Source organism: Variovorax sp. (assembly GCF_035634955.1).
In the GTDB taxonomy this organism is placed as follows: domain Bacteria; phylum Pseudomonadota; class Gammaproteobacteria; order Burkholderiales; family Burkholderiaceae_C; genus Variovorax.
This window is the reverse complement of record NZ_DASQBZ010000004.1, coordinates 38,006-53,335: the sequence shown is the minus strand read 5'-3', so window position 1 is coordinate 53,335 and position 15,330 is coordinate 38,006. Positions and strand designations below refer to the sequence as shown.

General features: G+C 70.6%; 13 protein-coding genes. 8 read left to right on the top strand and 5 right to left on the bottom strand.

The window, feature by feature from the left end; all coding sequences use genetic code 11:
- Positions 1 to 25 precede the first annotated feature (25 nt).
- Positions 26 to 1,000, bottom strand: coding sequence for a hypothetical protein (locus VES41_RS01255; RefSeq protein ID WP_324811960.1), 975 nt, complete (start codon positions 998 to 1,000; stop codon positions 26 to 28).
- 93 nt (positions 1,001 to 1,093) lie between these two features.
- Here VES41_RS01255 and VES41_RS01250 point away from each other — a divergent pair, with 93 nt between their 5' ends.
- The 8 genes from VES41_RS01250 (at position 1,094) to kdpE (ending at position 11,382) form a co-directional block, all read left to right on the top strand.
- Positions 1,094 to 2,350: a lipoprotein-releasing ABC transporter permease subunit gene (locus VES41_RS01250; protein ID WP_324811957.1), complete on the top strand. Its 1,257-nt coding sequence runs from the start codon at positions 1,094 to 1,096 to the stop codon at positions 2,348 to 2,350.
- A gap of 7 nt (positions 2,351 to 2,357) precedes the next feature.
- Positions 2,358 to 3,071 (top strand): lipoprotein-releasing ABC transporter ATP-binding protein LolD, encoded by a 714-nt coding sequence (gene lolD / locus VES41_RS01245; RefSeq protein WP_324812248.1) that lies wholly within the window; start codon positions 2,358 to 2,360, stop codon positions 3,069 to 3,071.
- A gap of 235 nt (positions 3,072 to 3,306) precedes the next feature.
- Complete coding sequence (locus tag VES41_RS01240; protein ID WP_324811954.1) at positions 3,307 to 3,405, top strand: potassium-transporting ATPase subunit F; 99 nt, start codon at positions 3,307 to 3,309, stop codon at positions 3,403 to 3,405.
- Positions 3,406 to 3,407: 2 nt separating this feature from the next.
- A complete protein-coding gene (gene kdpA, locus VES41_RS01235) occupies positions 3,408 to 5,123 on the top strand; it encodes a potassium-transporting ATPase subunit KdpA (RefSeq protein ID WP_324811952.1) in 1,716 nt (571 codons plus the stop codon).
- 7 nt (positions 5,124 to 5,130) lie between these two features.
- Positions 5,131 to 7,227 (top strand): potassium-transporting ATPase subunit KdpB, encoded by a 2,097-nt coding sequence (gene kdpB / locus VES41_RS01230; RefSeq protein WP_324811949.1) that lies wholly within the window; start codon positions 5,131 to 5,133, stop codon positions 7,225 to 7,227.
- Between the two features lie 13 nt (positions 7,228 to 7,240).
- The gene (kdpC, locus tag VES41_RS01225) at positions 7,241 to 7,879 is read left to right on the top strand and encodes a potassium-transporting ATPase subunit KdpC (protein WP_324811946.1); all 639 of its coding nucleotides are present in this window, start codon (positions 7,241 to 7,243) and stop codon (positions 7,877 to 7,879) included.
- A 12-nt stretch (positions 7,880 to 7,891) separates the two neighbouring features.
- Positions 7,892 to 10,672 carry a DUF4118 domain-containing protein gene (locus VES41_RS01220; protein WP_324811944.1) on the top strand — a complete coding sequence of 927 codons (2,781 nt, stop codon included), beginning with the start codon at positions 7,892 to 7,894 and terminating at the stop codon, positions 10,670 to 10,672.
- Positions 10,669 to 11,382 (top strand): two-component system response regulator KdpE, encoded by a 714-nt coding sequence (kdpE, locus tag VES41_RS01215; protein WP_324811941.1) that lies wholly within the window; start codon positions 10,669 to 10,671, stop codon positions 11,380 to 11,382. Before VES41_RS01220 ends, kdpE begins: the two co-directional genes overlap by 4 nt.
- A gap of 3 nt (positions 11,383 to 11,385) precedes the next feature.
- Here the strand turns inward: kdpE and VES41_RS01210 are convergent, their stop codons facing one another.
- From VES41_RS01210 to VES41_RS01195, 4 genes are all read right to left on the bottom strand, one after another.
- A complete protein-coding gene (locus VES41_RS01210) occupies positions 11,386 to 12,144 on the bottom strand; it encodes an SDR family NAD(P)-dependent oxidoreductase (protein WP_324811939.1) in 759 nt (252 codons plus the stop codon).
- Positions 12,145 to 12,260: 116 nt separating this feature from the next.
- The gene (locus VES41_RS01205) at positions 12,261 to 13,301 is read right to left on the bottom strand and encodes a VWA domain-containing protein (RefSeq protein ID WP_324811936.1); all 1,041 of its coding nucleotides are present in this window, start codon (positions 13,299 to 13,301) and stop codon (positions 12,261 to 12,263) included.
- The gene (locus VES41_RS01200; RefSeq protein ID WP_324811933.1) at positions 13,298 to 14,305 is read right to left on the bottom strand and encodes a DUF58 domain-containing protein; all 1,008 of its coding nucleotides are present in this window, start codon (positions 14,303 to 14,305) and stop codon (positions 13,298 to 13,300) included. The genes VES41_RS01205 and VES41_RS01200 overlap by 4 nt, the downstream gene beginning before the upstream one ends.
- Entirely contained in the window at positions 14,286 to 15,326 is a 1,041-nt protein-coding gene (locus VES41_RS01195) for an AAA family ATPase (protein ID WP_324811930.1), read from the bottom strand. The genes VES41_RS01200 and VES41_RS01195 overlap by 20 nt, the downstream gene beginning before the upstream one ends.
- Positions 15,327 to 15,330: the final 4 nt, after the last annotated feature.

Sequence of the window (15,330 nt, the reverse complement as noted above, 5' to 3'; positions counted from 1 at the left end):
GCCGCTCATGCAGCGGTCTCCCGGCTCATAGGTCCCCCAGCACGGCGGCCGCCGCAGGAAGGCGCTCGAGCAGCCGGCGGGCGAGCATGCCGAGGCCGCCGCCTTGGCGCGCCGCGTAGCTGCGCGCGGCGCGGTCGCCGCACAAGGTCAGCCGCACCTGCGCGCCGGCTTCCAGATCGGTCAGCAGCGACGCCATCACGTCGGAGTCCAGAGCCTGCCAGGCCTCGGCCCAGCCCGGCGCGTCGTCGATCAGCGCGGGGCCGCGCAACCGGTCGTCTACCGCGGGCGCCGGCCCGGCGGGCGCCGTGTCGTCCGGCAGCGTGCCGGTGCCGCTGGCCCAGAAGGAATTGATGGGGGGCAGGCCCCGCTGCGTGCGTGCCTCGTTCAGTGGATGGGTGTAGAGCAACATCTGTGTTTCGTTCTGCAGGCGACGCAGCGGGCGCGCGGCGTCGGTCAGGGGCGACCACTCGGAGATCGGCCGCCCCACGGCGCGATCGATCGACGCCGTGGGCAGGTGGTCGAACAGCGCACCGCCGGCCAGCCACTGCCCGGGCCGGGGTCCGGCATGCAGGGCGATGCCGTCCTCGGCGAAAAAAGGCTGCAGGACGGCCAGCAACGCGTCGGACTCGTCCGGCTCGATGACCAGCGCGCGCGGATCGCCCAGCGCCACGTCATCGATGCCCACCTGCCAATGGCAAAGGGTCACAAGGCTCCAGCCCTGGCCGGGCGGCAAGGGCGGCAGGCCCTGCAGCCGCGCCTGCCGGGCGGCCCACGGAATGGCGCCGTCCGGCGCCGGCAGGCCCAGCGCCGCGGCCAGCGCGCGTTCGTGCGGCGGCGACAGGGTGCCCTCGTCCTGCGCATCCTCCTGCACCGGCTGCATTCTCGCGAGCAGTTTCCCAAGCCGGGGCAGGCTCAGTTGTGCCAGCGCCGCTCGGCATCCCGGCGACTGGCGGCCGGCAAAGGGGACGATGACATGGCGGACGGGTTCTGACACGGACATGGGGCTATTGTCGACTCGATGCCACAATCCGGCCGATCGATCCCTTCCGCGCTCTCGTCCGGCCTGCACCGGCGGAGCCGATTTCCAGTCTCTATGCAACTTCCCTACGAACTGCAACTCGGCTGGCGCTACACGCGTGCCGGCCGGGCCACGCGGCGCAATGGCTTCATCAGTTTCATCTCCGGCGTGTCGATGCTCGGCATCGCGCTGGGCGTGGCGGCGCTGATCATCGTGCTCTCGGTGATGAACGGCTTCCAGAAGGAGGTGCGCGACCGCATGCTGGGCGTGGTCTCGCATATCGAGATCCTCTCGCCCGACGGCCAGGCCCTGCAGGACATCGGCGCGGTCATGCAGGACGCCCGCAAGAACCCGCAGGTGGTCGGCGTGGCTCCCTTCATCGCCACGCAGGCATTGCTCGCGCGCGGCGAAGACATGAAGGGCGTACTGGTGCGAGGCATCGATCCCGCGCTCGAACCCGAGGTCACCGACCTGGCGACGACGGCGCAGAAGGGCGCCCTGTCGCGCCTGGTGCCCGGCGGCTTCGGCATCGTGCTGGGCAGCGACCTGGCGCGCTCGCTGTTCGTGCGCGAGGGCGACACGGTCACGCTGATCGCGCCCGGCGGGCAGGTCACGCCGGCCGGCGTGGTGCCCCGGCTCAAGCAGTTCACCGTGGTTGGCACCTTCGAGACGGGCCACTACGAATACGACTCGAGCCTGGCCATGATCCACGACCAGGACGCGGCCAAGGTGTTCCGCCTGGAGGGCCCCAGCGGCGTGCGCCTGAAGCTCAAGGACCTGAACCAGGCGCGCGAGGTGGCCGACCAACTTGCAGGCACGCTGCCCGGCAACTTCCTGATCCGCGACTGGACGCGCCAGAACCGGACCTGGTTCGCCGCCGTCCAGGTCGAAAAACGCATGATGTTCATCATCCTGACGCTGATCGTCGCGGTGGCGGCCTTCAACCTCGTCTCGACGCTGGTGATGACGGTGACCGACAAGCGCGCCGACATCGCCATCCTGCGCACGCTCGGCGCCACTCCGAAAAGCATCATGGGGGTGTTCGTGGTGCAGGGGGCGATGGTGGGCGTCATCGGCACGCTGGCCGGCCTCGGCCTGGGGCTGCTGGTGGCCTGCAACATCGACGTCATCGTGCCGGCGCTCGAGCGCCTTTTCCACGCCAGCTTCCTGCCCAAGGACATCTACCTCATCAACCGCATGCCCAGCGATCCGCAGTCCTCGGACATCGTTCCCATCACCGTCATCTCGCTGATCCTGGCCTTCTTCGCCACGCTCTATCCGAGCTGGCGCGCCAGCCGCGTCAATCCGGCGGAGGCGCTGCGCTATGAATGAGGAAGCCATGCTGCAACAGGCGGCGGCGCAGGCCGAGGCCCACGGCGGCAGCGCCGTCCTGCGCGTGCGCGGCCTGACCAAGCGTTTCCATGAAGGACGGATCGACCTGACCGTGCTGCACGGCGTGGACCTGGACGTGCATGCGGGCGAGACGCTCGCCATCGTCGGCGCCTCCGGCTCGGGCAAGAGCACGCTGCTGCACCTCATGGGTGGCCTGGACCGTCCCACCGCCGGCAGCGTCGAGCTGCATGGCGAGGACATGGCGCGCCAGGACGCCGCCGAGCAGGGCCGGCTGCGCAATCTGCACCTGGGCTTCGTCTACCAGTTCCACCACCTGCTGCCCGAATTCAGCGCGCTGGACAACGTCGCCATGCCGCTGCGCATCCGCCGCATGCCCACGGCGCAGGCGCGCCAGCAGGCCGCCGGGATGCTGACGCTGGTCGGCCTGGGCGAGCGGCTGGCGCACCGGCCTGCCGAGTTGTCGGGCGGAGAGCGCCAGCGCGTCGCCATCGCCCGCGCCCTGGTCACCGGCCCGGACTGCGTGCTGGCCGACGAACCCACCGGCAACCTGGACCGCAGCACCGCCGACACCGTGTTCGCGCTGATGCTCAAGCTCGCGCACGAGCGCGGCACCGCCTTCGTGGTGGTGACCCACGACGAGTCGCTGGCTGCGCGTTGCGACCGCGTGCTGCGGCTGACGGCGGGGCGGCTGGCGGACTGACTGCCGTCGGCGCGGCGTCGGCGCCGCGCCGGCATTGACACTTTCTTTACGCCGGCGCCGCCAGTCTCTGCGACATCTTGATGCGGTACTCCGCAGACTCGCTGCCATGTTCTTTCGAATGGCAGGTGAGTTGAATGGATATCGTCTGGATTGCCGTGCTGGCAATGCTCTGGCTGCTCGTCGCGGCACTGGCAGCAGGGCTCGATCGCCTCGGCGGGCCGCGGGGAGAGCGGCCATGATTCCCTTGGAGGCTCTCTACGGGCTGGGTGCACTGCTGGCGATTCTGCTGCTGGCCTACCTCGTGTTCGCGCTGATCTGCGCCGAGGAGTTCTGACCATGGACGCCCGCGCCTGGGGCCTCCTGGCCTTGTTCCTTCTGCTGCTGGGCCTTGTGGCCTGGCCGCTGGGCCGCGGCCTGGCGGCATTGATCGCCGGCCGTCTGCCGCGCTGGATGCAGCGCGTCGAAGCGCCGCTGTACCGGCTTGCCGGCGTGCAGCCAGGCACGTCGATGGGCTGGCGCGACTATGCGCTGGCCCTGCTGGCTTTCAACGTGCTGGGCGCCGTGGTGCTCTACGCCCTGCAGCGCGCCCAGGGCGTGCTGCCGCTCAATCCTGCGGGCATGGGAGCCGTGTCGCCGGATTCGGCGTTCAACACGGCCATCAGCTTCGTGAGCAACACCAACTGGCAGGGCTACGCAGGGGAAGGCACCATGAGCTACCTCACGCAGATGCTGGGGCTGGCGGTGCAGAACTTCCTGTCCGCCGCCACCGGCATCGCGGTTGCCTTTGCACTGATCCGCGGCTTCGCCGCGCGCGGCGAAGGTCGCGCCGGCGCGCCGCGCCTTGGCGCCATCGGCAATGCATGGGCCGACCTCACGCGCATCACGCTGTGGGTGCTGCTGCCGATTGCCTTCGGGCTGGCGGTGTTCTTCGTCTCGCAGGGCGTGATCCAGAACTTCGATCCCTACCGTGACGTGACGACGCTGGCTGCCGGCGTCCACCAGCAATTGCCCATGGGCCCGGTGGCCTCGCAGGAGGCGATCAAGATGCTCGGCACCAACGGCGGGGGTTTCTTCAATGCCAACTCGGCGCATCCCTTCGAGAACCCTACGCCGCTGACCAACCTGGTGCAGATGCTGGCCATCTTCGCCATCCCGGCGGCGCTGTGCCTGGCTTTCGGCCGGGCGGTGGGCGACACCCGGCAGGGCTGGGCGATCCTGGCGGCGATGACCCTGATCTTCGTTGTGGCCGTGGTTGCTGCCACCTGGGCGGAAAGCGCCGGCAACCCGTTGCTGGTGGCGCTGGGCGTCGATCCGTCGATGGGCAACATGGAAGGCAAGGAGCTTCGCTTCGGCATCAACGCCTCGGCCCTGTTCGGGGTGGTGACGACCGCCGCGTCCTGCGGCGCGGTGGTGGCCATGCACGACTCGTTCACACCGCTGGGCGGAATGGTGCCGCTGGTGATGATGCAGCTGGGCGAGGTGGTGTTCGGCGGCGTGGGGTCGGGCCTGTACGGCATGCTGGTGTTCGCGGTTCTGGCGGTGTTCATCGCCGGCCTGATGATCGGCCGCACGCCGGAGTACCTGGGCAAGAAGATCGAGGTCTACGAGATGAAGGTCAGCGCCATCATCATCCTCGTGACGCCGCTGCTGGTGCTCCTGGGCACTGCCGTTGCCGTGATTGCCGCGCAGGGCAGGGCGGGCATCGCCAATCCCGGGGCGCACGGCTTCTCCGAGATCCTCTACGCGCTGACCTCGGCCGCCAACAACAACGGCAGCGCTTTCGCAGGCCTGTCGGCCAACACACCTTTCTACAACGCACTGCTCGGCGTGGCGATGTGGCTGGGCCGCTTCGCGGTGATCGTGCCGGTACTGGCCATGGCGGGCGCGCTGGCGGCCAAGCCGCGCGTGCCGGTGACGGCGGGCACGTTGCCCACGCACGGGCCGCTGTTCGTGCTGTTGCTCATCGGCACGGTGCTGCTGGTGGGATTGTTGAACTACGTGCCGGCCCTGGCCCTGGGGCCTGTCGTCGAGCACCTGATGCTCTGGAAGTGAAGCGCGCATGACCTCGAAGAAGAAAACCCTTTCCCTGCTGGACACGGCGCTGCTCGGGCCCGCGCTGGCCGGTGCGTTCGTCAAGCTCAGCCCGCGGGTGCAGTGGCGCAACCCGGTGATGTTCGTCGTCTACATCGGCAGCATCCTCACTACGCTGCTGTGGGTGCATTCGCTCAACTTTCCGGCCGACACGGCAGTGCGTTCGGGCTTCGTGCTGGCCGTGGCCGTGTGGCTGTGGTTCACCGTTCTGTTCGCCAACTTCGCCGAGGCGCTGGCCGAAGGGCGCAGCAAGGCGCAGGCGGCGTCGCTGCGCGGGCTGCGCAAGGACACCTGGGCCAAGAAGCTCAAGGGCGGGCATCGCGACTCCGGCTTCGTACCGGTGCAGGCGACCGAGCTGCGCAAGGGCGACGTGGTACTGGTCGAGGCCGGCGACATGATCGCGCTCGACGGCGAGGTGATCGAGGGCGTCGCCTCGGTGGACGAAAGCGCGATCACCGGCGAATCGGCGCCGGTGGTGCGCGAGTCGGGCGGCGACTTCTCCGCCGTCACCGGCGGCACGCGCGTGCTGTCGGACTGGCTGGTGGTGCGTGTCGCGGTGAACCCGGGCGAGTCGTTCCTCGACCGCATGATCGGCATGGTCGAGGCGGCCCGGCGCAGCCGCACGCCCAACGAGATCGCGCTGTCGATCCTGCTGGTGGCACTGACCATCGTGTTCCTGGTGGTCACGGCCACGCTGCTGCCGTACTCCATGTTCGGCGTCGAGGTCTCCGGCGCGGGCACTGTGGTCTCGCTCACCGCGCTGGTGGCGCTGCTGGTGTGCCTGATCCCGACCACCATCGGCGGCCTGCTGTCGGCCGTGGGCGTGGCGGGCATGAGCCGCATGATGCAGGCCAACGTGATCGCGACCTCCGGCCGTGCCGTCGAGGCCGCCGGGGACGTGGACGTGCTGCTGCTGGACAAGACGGGCACCATCACGCTTGGCAACCGGCAGGCCGCCGCCTTCCTGCCGGCACCGGGCGTCAGCCGGGCGCGGCTGGCGCATGCCGCCCAGCTCGCGTCGCTGGCCGACGAAACGCCCGAGGGGCGCAGCATCGTCGAGCTGGCGCGGCGCGAAGGCCTCGAAGCGAAGCCGGTGGAAGGCGCCGTGTTCGTGCCGTTCACCGCCCAGACGCGCATGAGCGGCGCCGACCTGCCCGCCGCCGCACTCGACCTGGCCGGTGAGCCGGTGCCGCTGCGCAAGGGCGCGGTGGACGCCCTGCGTCGCCACGTCGAGGCGCTCGGCGGGCACCTGCCGCCGGAGTCGGCGCGGGCGGCCGACGAGGTCTCCCGCCGCGGCAGCACGCCCCTTGCGGTGGCCGAGGGTTCGCGCGTGCTCGGCATCGTGGAGCTCAAGGACATCGTCAAGCCGCGCATCCGGGAGCGCTTTGCCGAGTTGCGCCGCATGGGCATTCGCACCGTCATGATCACCGGGGACAACCGGCTGACGGCCGCCGCCATCGCCGCCGAGGCCGGCGTGGACGATTTCCTGGCCGAGGCCACGCCGGAGGACAAGCTCAAGCTGATCCGCCAGTACCAGGCCGAGGGCCGACTGGTCGCGATGACCGGCGACGGCACCAACGATGCGCCCGCGCTCGCCCAGGCCGACGTGGCGGTCGCCATGGGCAGCGGCACCCAGGCCGCCAAGGAGGCCGGCAACATGGTCGACCTGGACTCCGATCCGACCAAGCTGCTGGAGGTGGTGGAAACCGGCAAGGCCCTGCTGATGACGCGCGGCTCGCTCACCACCTTCTCCATCGCCAACGACGTGGCGAAGTACTTCGCCATCATCCCGGCGATCTTCGTGAGCACCTACCCGCAACTGGCCCAGCTCAACGTGATGCGGCTGGCCAGCCCGTCGTCGGCGATCCTGAGCGCGGTGATCTTCAACGCCCTGATCATCGTTTTCCTCATCCCGCTTGCGCTCAAGGGCGTGCGCTACCGGCCCGTGGGCGCCGCCGCGCTGCTGCGCCGAAACCTTGCCATCTACGGCCTGGGCGGCCTGGTGGTGCCGTTCGTCGGCATCAAGCTCATCGACCTGTTGCTCGTCGCGACAGGCCTTGCCTGAAAGGAATCGCGTCATGAACGCAACCACACCCATCCTGCGGCCCGCAATCGCCTTGCTGATCGCGCTGAGCGTGCTCACGGGCCTCGTCTATCCGCTGGCCGTGACCGGCGTGGCGAAGACGGTCTTTCCCGCGCAGGCCGCGGGCAGCCTGGTGACGAAGGACGGCCAGCCGGTCGGCTCGGCGCTGATCGGCCAGGACTTCCGCGACCCGGCGCGCTTCTGGGGTCGCCCCTCGGCCACCGCGCCGACTCCCTACAACGCGGCCGCATCGTCGGGCTCGAACGACGGGCCGCTGAATCCGGCGCTGGTGGACGCGGTCAAGGAGCGGGTGGCGACCCTGCGCGCGGCCGATCCCGGCAACGACGCGCCCGTGCCGGCCGACCTCGTCACCGCATCGGCCAGTGGACTGGATCCGCACATCAGTCCCGCCGCGGCGCTCTACCAGGCGCCGCGCGTGGCCCGGCTGCGCGGGCTTTCACAGGAGCAGGTGGAACGCCTGGTGCTGCGGCACACCGAGCAGCCGCTGCTGTTCGGCCTGGTGGGCGAGCCGCGCGTGAACGTGCTGGCGCTGAACCTGGCGCTGGATGCGGCGGCCAAGGCGGACGAACCGCGCCAGGGCGGCCCCCGCCCGGCGCCGCAGCCGATGCGCTAACCTGCGCGCCCGATGCAAGACAACGTCCGCCCAGACCCCGACGCGCTGCTGGCGCAGATGCGCGCGGACGAGGCGCGGACACGGCGCGGCCGGTTGCGCATCTACTTCGGTGCCAACGCCGGCGTCGGCAAGACGTGGGCCATGCTCAGCGCCGCGCAGCGCGAACGTGCGGCCGGCCGCGAGGTGCTCATCGGCGTGGTCGAGACGCACGGGCGCGCCGAGACTGCCGCATTGCTCGACGGCCTGCCCGCGCTGGCGCTGCGCGACGTGCCCTACCGCGATCGCGTCCTGCACGAATTCGACCTCGACGCCGCGCTGGCGCGGCATCCCCAGGTGCTGCTGGTCGACGAACTGGCCCACAGCAACGCGCCGGGATCGCGCCACGCCAAGCGCTGGCAGGACGTCGAGGAACTGCTGGCCGCCGGCATCGACGTCTGGTCGGCGCTCAACGTGCAGCACCTCGAGAGCCTCAACGGCAATGTGGGCGCCATCACCGGCATCCGCGTGCACGAGACCGTGCCCGATGGCGTGCTGGACGCAGCCGACGAGGTCATCCTGGTCGACGCGACGCCGGACGAACTGGCGGCGCGGCTCGCCGCCGGCAAGGTCTACCTGCCGCCGCAGGCCGAGCGGGCGGCCCGGAATTTCTTTCGCAAAGGGAACCTGATCGCACTGCGCGAGATTGCCCTGCGTCGCACGGCCGAACATGTCGAGGACGACGTTCGTGGCTGGCGCATCGAGCAGTCCGGCGCGCCCGGCCGCAATGGCGACGCGGTTCCGCCGCCCGCATGGAACACGTCCGGCGCCATCCTGGTGGCCATCGGCCGGCACGAGGGCGCCGCGACGACGGTGCGCGCCGCCGCCCGGCTGGCCGGACAGCTCAACGTGCGCTGGCATGCGGCCTATGTGGAGACGCCGCGCCTCGCACGCCTGCCGGCCGCCGCGCGCGACCGCATCCTGGCCGTGCTTCGGCTGGCGCAGGAACTGGGCGCCGAGACGGCGGTGCTCACCGGCGAGCAGATCGCGCCCGCCCTGGCCGCGCAGGCCCAGCGGCTCAATTGCGCAACGCTCGTCCTGGGCCGCGGCGTCCCCCGGCGTGGATGGCGCCGCTGGTTCGATCCGTTCCGCCGATCCCTGGCCCGCCAGGTGGCGCGGGCGGCGCCGGGGCTGGACCTGATCTCGATCGCGCCCACCGACAGTGTGCGCCGCCTGTCGTCCGCGCCACCGGGCTCGCCGCCGACGCGCGGCGGAGCCGAGGAAGGCGACGAGCGTGCGCCGGCGCGCTGGCCCGGCTTTGCCTGCGCAGTGGCCAGCAGCGTGGCGCTGACGCTGCTGGCGGCGCCGCTGTCGAGCGTGCTGGAACTGAGCAACATCGTCATGCTGTACCTGCTTGGCGTGGTCGGGGTCGCCTGGCGCTTCGGACGCGGTCCGGCCGCCCTGGCCGCGGCGCTGAACGTGATCGCGTTCGATTTCTTCTTCGTGCAGCCGACGTCGTCCTTTGCCGTCAGCGACGTGCAATACCTGCTGACCTTCGCCGTCATGCTGGGAGTGGGCCTGCTGGTGGGCCAGCTCACGGCCGGCCTGCGCTTCGCGGCCGGCGTTTCGGCCAGCCGCGAACGGCGCGCCCAGTCGCTGTTCGAGCTGACGCGTGAACTTTCCGCCGCGCTCGAGGCCGGTCAGGTCACGAGCCTGGGCGCGAGCGCGGTGCAGCGGCATTTCGGCGGCCAGGCGCTGGTGCTCCTGACCGATGCGCAGGACCGGCTGGCGCCGCCCGCCGATCCGCCGGCCGGCTTCGACTTCAGCGTCGCCGACTGGGCCTTCCGCCACGGACAGAGCGCCGGCCTGGCCACCGCCACGCTGGCGGCCCAGCCCTGGCACTACGTGCCGCTGGCCGCCCCGATGCGGGTGCGCGGGGTGCTGGCGCTGAGGCCGGCGCGGCCGCGCTGGCTGCTCATTCCCGAGCAGGCGCAACAGCTGGAGACGCTGGCGCGCCAGATCGCCATTGCCGTCGAACGCGTGCACTACGTGGACGTGGCCCAGCAGGCTGTGCTGGACATCGAGTCCGAGCGCCTGCGCAACGCCTTGCTGGGCGCGATCTCCCACGACGTTCGCACGCCGCTGACGGCGCTGATCGGCCTGGCCGAGTCGATGCACGCGCTGTCGCCCCCGCTGTCGGATGAGCAGGCCCGCGTGGCCCGCGCCATCGTGGCGCAGGCCCAGGCGCTCGGCATGCTGGTGGGCAACCTGCTGGACATGGCGCGGCTCGAGGGTGGCGCGGTGAACCTCCGGCGCGACTGGCAGTCGGTCGAGGAGGTGGTGGGCGCCGCCATCCGCGCTGCCGAGCCGGCGCTGGGCGGGCTGGCGGTGCGGACCGACCTGCCGCCCGGCTTGCCGCTGGTGGAGTTCGACGCGGTGCTGGTCGAACGCGTGCTGGTGAACCTGCTGGAAAACGCCGCGCGCTACGGCGCGCCGCCGATCGTGGTGTCGGCCCGCGCCTTGCCGCAGGCGCTGCAGGTCAGCGTGCGCGACCATGGACCCGGGCTGCCGGCGCATCTGCGCGGGCGGGAGCAGGTGCTGTTCGACAAGTTCACGCGCGGCCAGGCCGAGTCCGCCACGCCCGGCGTCGGCCTGGGCCTGGCCATCTGCAAGGCCATCGTCCAGGCCCATGGCGGAGAGATCGCCGCGGCGAACGCACAGCCCGATGCGCAGGGCGGCGGCGCAGAATTCACGGTGACACTGCCGCGCCGCGAGCCGCCGCCCCTGCCCGACCCGCTTGAACCCGACCCCACATGACCGCCCGCGAACCTACCGCCATCGTGATCGAAGACGAGCCGCAGATCCGTCGCTTCGTGCGTTCGGCGCTGGAGGCCGAGGGCTGGCATGTGCACGAAGCCGGTACGCTGCGCGACGGCCTGGTCGCCGCCGGCACGCGCCAGCCCGATCTCCTGGTGCTGGACCTGGGCCTGCCCGATGGCGATGGGGTGGAGCTGATCCGCGACGTGCGTGGCTGGTCCGCCGTGCCGATCATCATCCTGTCGGCCCGTGCGGACGAGTCGGACAAGATCGCCGCGCTGGACGCCGGCGCCGACGATTACCTCACCAAGCCCTTCGGCACCGGCGAACTGCTGGCCCGCGTACGTGCCAACCTCCGGCGGCCGCGCGTGGCCGGCGAAGGCGCGGCAGCGTCCGAGGCGGCGTTCCGGTTCGGCGAGGGCGAGGGCGCCATCGAGATGGACCGCAGCGCGCGCCTCGTTCGCCGCGCCGGCCAGGAGGTCCACCTGACGCCCACGGAGTACCGGCTCCTGTCGGTGCTGGTGGCCAACGCCGGCCGCGTGCTCACGCAGCGCCAGCTGCTCCATGCGGTCTGGGGGCCGGCGTACGGCGAGCAAAGCCACTACCTGCGCGTCTACATGGGCCACCTGCGCAGCAAGCTCGAGGTGGACCCAGCGCAGCCGCGCCACCTGCTGACCGAGACGGCCGTGGGCTATCGGCTGGTGCTGTAACGGTCAGGCGGCGATCGAATACCCGCCGTCCACCGGGATGGCGGTGCCGGTGATGAAGTCCGATGCCCCGCTGGCCAGGAACACCGCGATGCCCGCCAGATCCCGTGGCTGGCCCCAGCGGCCGGCGGCGGTGCGGGCCAGCACCCGTTCATTGAGGCCTTCGACCTGCGCGCGTGCGCCGTCCGTGAGTTCGGTCTGGATCCAGCCGGGCAGCACGGCGTTGACCTGGATCCCGTCGACCGCCCACGACGCGGCCATGGCGCGCGTGAGTTGCACCACGCCGCCCTTGCTGGCGCCATACGCCGGCGCGTAGGAGGCGCCGAAGATCGACATCATCGAGCCGATGTTGATGATCTTGCCGCCGCCGCCGCGCTTCATCAGCGGATGCGCGGCCTTGCAGCACAGGAAGGCGCTGGTGAGGTTGGTGTCCATCACCTGGTGCCACTCGGCAAGGGCGAGCTGGTCGACCGGCTTGCGCACCGTCGTGCCGGCGTTGTTGACCAGGATGTCGAGCCGCCCGCAGCGCGCGTCGACCTGCTCGAACAGCGCGGCCACGGATGTTTCGTCCGTCACGTCCACGCCCAGCGCCAGGCTGTCGCTGCCCAGCGCGCGCAGCGCCTCGACGGCCGCGGCCGACTTGCCGGCATGGCGTGCCGCCACCACCACCCGCGCTCCCGCCCGGGCCAGTCCCTCGGCCATTCCCAGGCCGATGCCGCCGTTGCCGCCGGTGACCAGCGCCACCTTCCCTGAAAGATCAAACATCCGGTCTCCAAGTGGAAAAAAGCAGAGCACGATTGTCTTCGAGGCAAGCGAGACGAACTCTCTTCGCAGCCATCGCCCAGGAGGGAGGGGCCCTGCGAGGCAGGGCAGCCCGGGGATCAGAGAATCCGGTTGAACCAGAGCAGGGAAAGCCCCGCCGCCAGCAGCGCCAGTGCGGCCGCAGCCAGCGCAAAGAGGGATGACACCTCGGTTTCCTTCTTCTCGACGGTCAGGCGCGAGCTGAGCGTGTTGTAGACCTTCTTGAGGTCGTCCGCGGTGCCCGCGTAGAAGTAGTCGGCCTGGGTCTTGTTGGCCACCGCCTTGAGCGTGTCCTCGTCGAGCCGAACGCGCATCGACCAGCCTTCGAAGCCGATGGTCTCGCCGTCGACCGTGCCCACGCCCACGGTATAGACGCGCACGCCGCGGTCGGCCGCCATCTTGGCCGCGTCCAACGGGTCGACGCCGGTGGTGCGCTGGCCGTCGGTCAGCATGATGATCGCCGCCGAGGTGTAGGAGCCCGGCGCCACCGGCTTGAATTCCTTCTTCGGCTCCTTGCCGGCCTGCTCGATCGGCACGCCCCGCTTGAAGGACTGCGGCGCGAAGTCATCGATGCCGATGCCCGCGTCCGGGAACAGCGTGGACAACGCCATCACAAGGCCGTTGCCGGTGGCGGTGCCGCGCTGCAATTGGAAGGAGTCGATCGCCGCGACCAGGTCGTCGCGGTTGGTGGTCGGCAACTGGGCCACCTGCGCGCTTCCGGCAAACGCCACGATGCCGACCTTGACGGTACGCGGCAGGTCGGCAATGAAGCTCTTGGCGGCCGCTTGCGCGGCCTCCAGCCGGCTGGGCTGGACGTCGGCCGCGCGCATGCTGCCCGAGACGTCGATCGCCAGCACGATGGTCTGCTGGTTCGACGGCAGCGTCACCACCGCCAGCGGCCGCGCCGAGCCCAGGAGCATCGCGATCATGGCCAGCAGGAACAGCAGCGGCGGCAGGTGCCGCCTGAACGCCTGACCCGACCCCATCGCCTCGCGCACGATGGAAAGGCTGGCGTAGCGGATCGCCATCTTCTTCTTGCGCCGCAACAGCCAGAAGTACATCACCACCAGCAGCGGCACGGCCAACAGCAGCCAGAGGAATTGGGGCCAGAGGAAGTTCATGTTCCCACCGCAGTAGCAAGGACGGAGCCGGCGCGAACGCGGCGCTTGCGCAGGTCGGCAAAGCGCACGATGGCATGCACCAGGTCATCGGCCGTGGACAGCTCCAGCGTGTCCACGCCGGCGCGGCCCAGCGCCTCGCGCAGATGCGACTCGCGTTCGCGCGCCAGCTTCGAGAACCGCCGGCGAAAGCCGGGGTCGTGCGTGTCCACCCACAGCTGCTCGCCCGTCTCGGCATCGGTCAGGGGCACCAGGCCAAGGTCCGGCAGGTCCAGCTCCAACGGATCGAACAGGCGCACGGCCACCACTTCGTGACGCTGCGCCAGCCGGCCCAGCGGGTGTTCCCAGCCGGGTTCGCTCAGGAAGTCGGAGACGACGAAGACGGTCGAGCGCCTGCGCATGGCGGTGCCCGCGGCAGTGAGCAGGTCGCCCAGCCGCGTGGTGCCGCCGGCGCCGCCGCGTTGGCGGGCGCGCGCCTGCGCAGTGTCGGCGCCGGCCTGTATGGAATGCATCAGGTGGAGCACGTGGGGGCGGCCGACGCGCGGGGGGATCACCGCCTCGACGCTGTTGCCGTAGAGCATGGCGCCGACACGGTTGCCGTGGCGGGTGAGCAGGCGCGCCAGCACGCCGACGAAGCCGGCGGAGATCTCGCGCTTGGCCCGCGTCCCGGAGCCGAAGTCCACCGAGCGGCTCAGGTCGAGGATGAACCAGGCGGCCATCTCGCGGTCTTCGGTGAACACCCGCACGTGCGGCACCTGCAGCCGCGCCGTGACGTTCCAGTCGATGTGGCGCACGTCGTCGTGGTGCTGGTATTCGCGCAGGTCCGCCAGGTCCAGGCCGGTGCCGCGCATGAGCGTGCGGTAGTCGCCCTGCAACAGGCCGTCGAGGCGGCGGATGACGGTCCATTCCAGGCGACGCAACGCATGCTCGACCCCTGCCGCAGCCGCGGCTTCGCGCGCCTGCGCGTCGTTCGCGGCGCGGTCGCGCCTACGCCACCAGCTTGTCATATTCCATGACCTTCGACGGGGCCGGCACGGCGCGCATGATGCGGTCGATGATGCCGTCCGGCGTGAGCCCGTCGGACAGCCCCTCGTACGACAGCGTGACGCGATGGCGCAGCACGTCCGGCGCCAGCGCCGTCATGTCCTCGGGCAGCGCATAGCTGCGCCCGCGCAGCAGCGCCAGCGCGCGTGCGCCCTCGGTCAGGTTGATGCTGGCGCGCGGGCTGGCGCCGTAGGTGATGTAGCGCTGCATGTCCTTGAGCCCGTGCCGCTCGGGCGCGCGCGTGGCCGACACCAGCCGCACCGCGTACTGGATCAGCGAGGGGTCGACATAGACCCGGCGCGCGTGCGCCTGCAACTGCGCCAGGACCACGGTATCGGCCATGGCGTTGGCCATGATCGGCGGGCCGATGACACGTTCGACGATGACGAATTCCTCCTCGTCGGTCGGGTAGTCCACCAGCACCTTCATCATGAAGCGGTCGACCTGCGCCTCCGGCAAGGGGTAGGTGCCCTCGGTCTCGATCGGGTTCTGCGTGGCCATCACCAGGAACGGGCGCGGTACCTTGTGCGTCTCGCCGGCGATGGTCACCTGGCGCTCCTGCATCACCTCGAGCAGGGCGCTCTGCACCTTGGCCGGCGCCCGATTGATCTCGTCGGCCAGCAGCAGGTTGGCGAAAACCGGGCCGAGCGAGGTGCTGAAATCGCCCGTCTTCTGGTTGTAGATGCGCGTGCCGACCAGGTCGGCCGGCACCAGGTCGGGCGTGAACTGGATGCGCTTGAAGCTCCCGCGCAGGGTGTCCGCCAGCGTCTTGACCGTCAGCGTCTTGGCCAGCCCGGGCACGCCCTCGACCAGCAGGTGGCCTTCGGCCAGCATGGCCACCATGACCCGCTCGAGAAACCGGTCCTGCCCGACCACGACGCGCTTGACCTCGTACAGGATCTGCTCGACGAGTTCGCTGCTGCGCGCGGCGGAGGCCGCGGCTTCGGCGGCGGACGAGGCGTTGGGGTTCTCTTCTGTGCTCATGCGG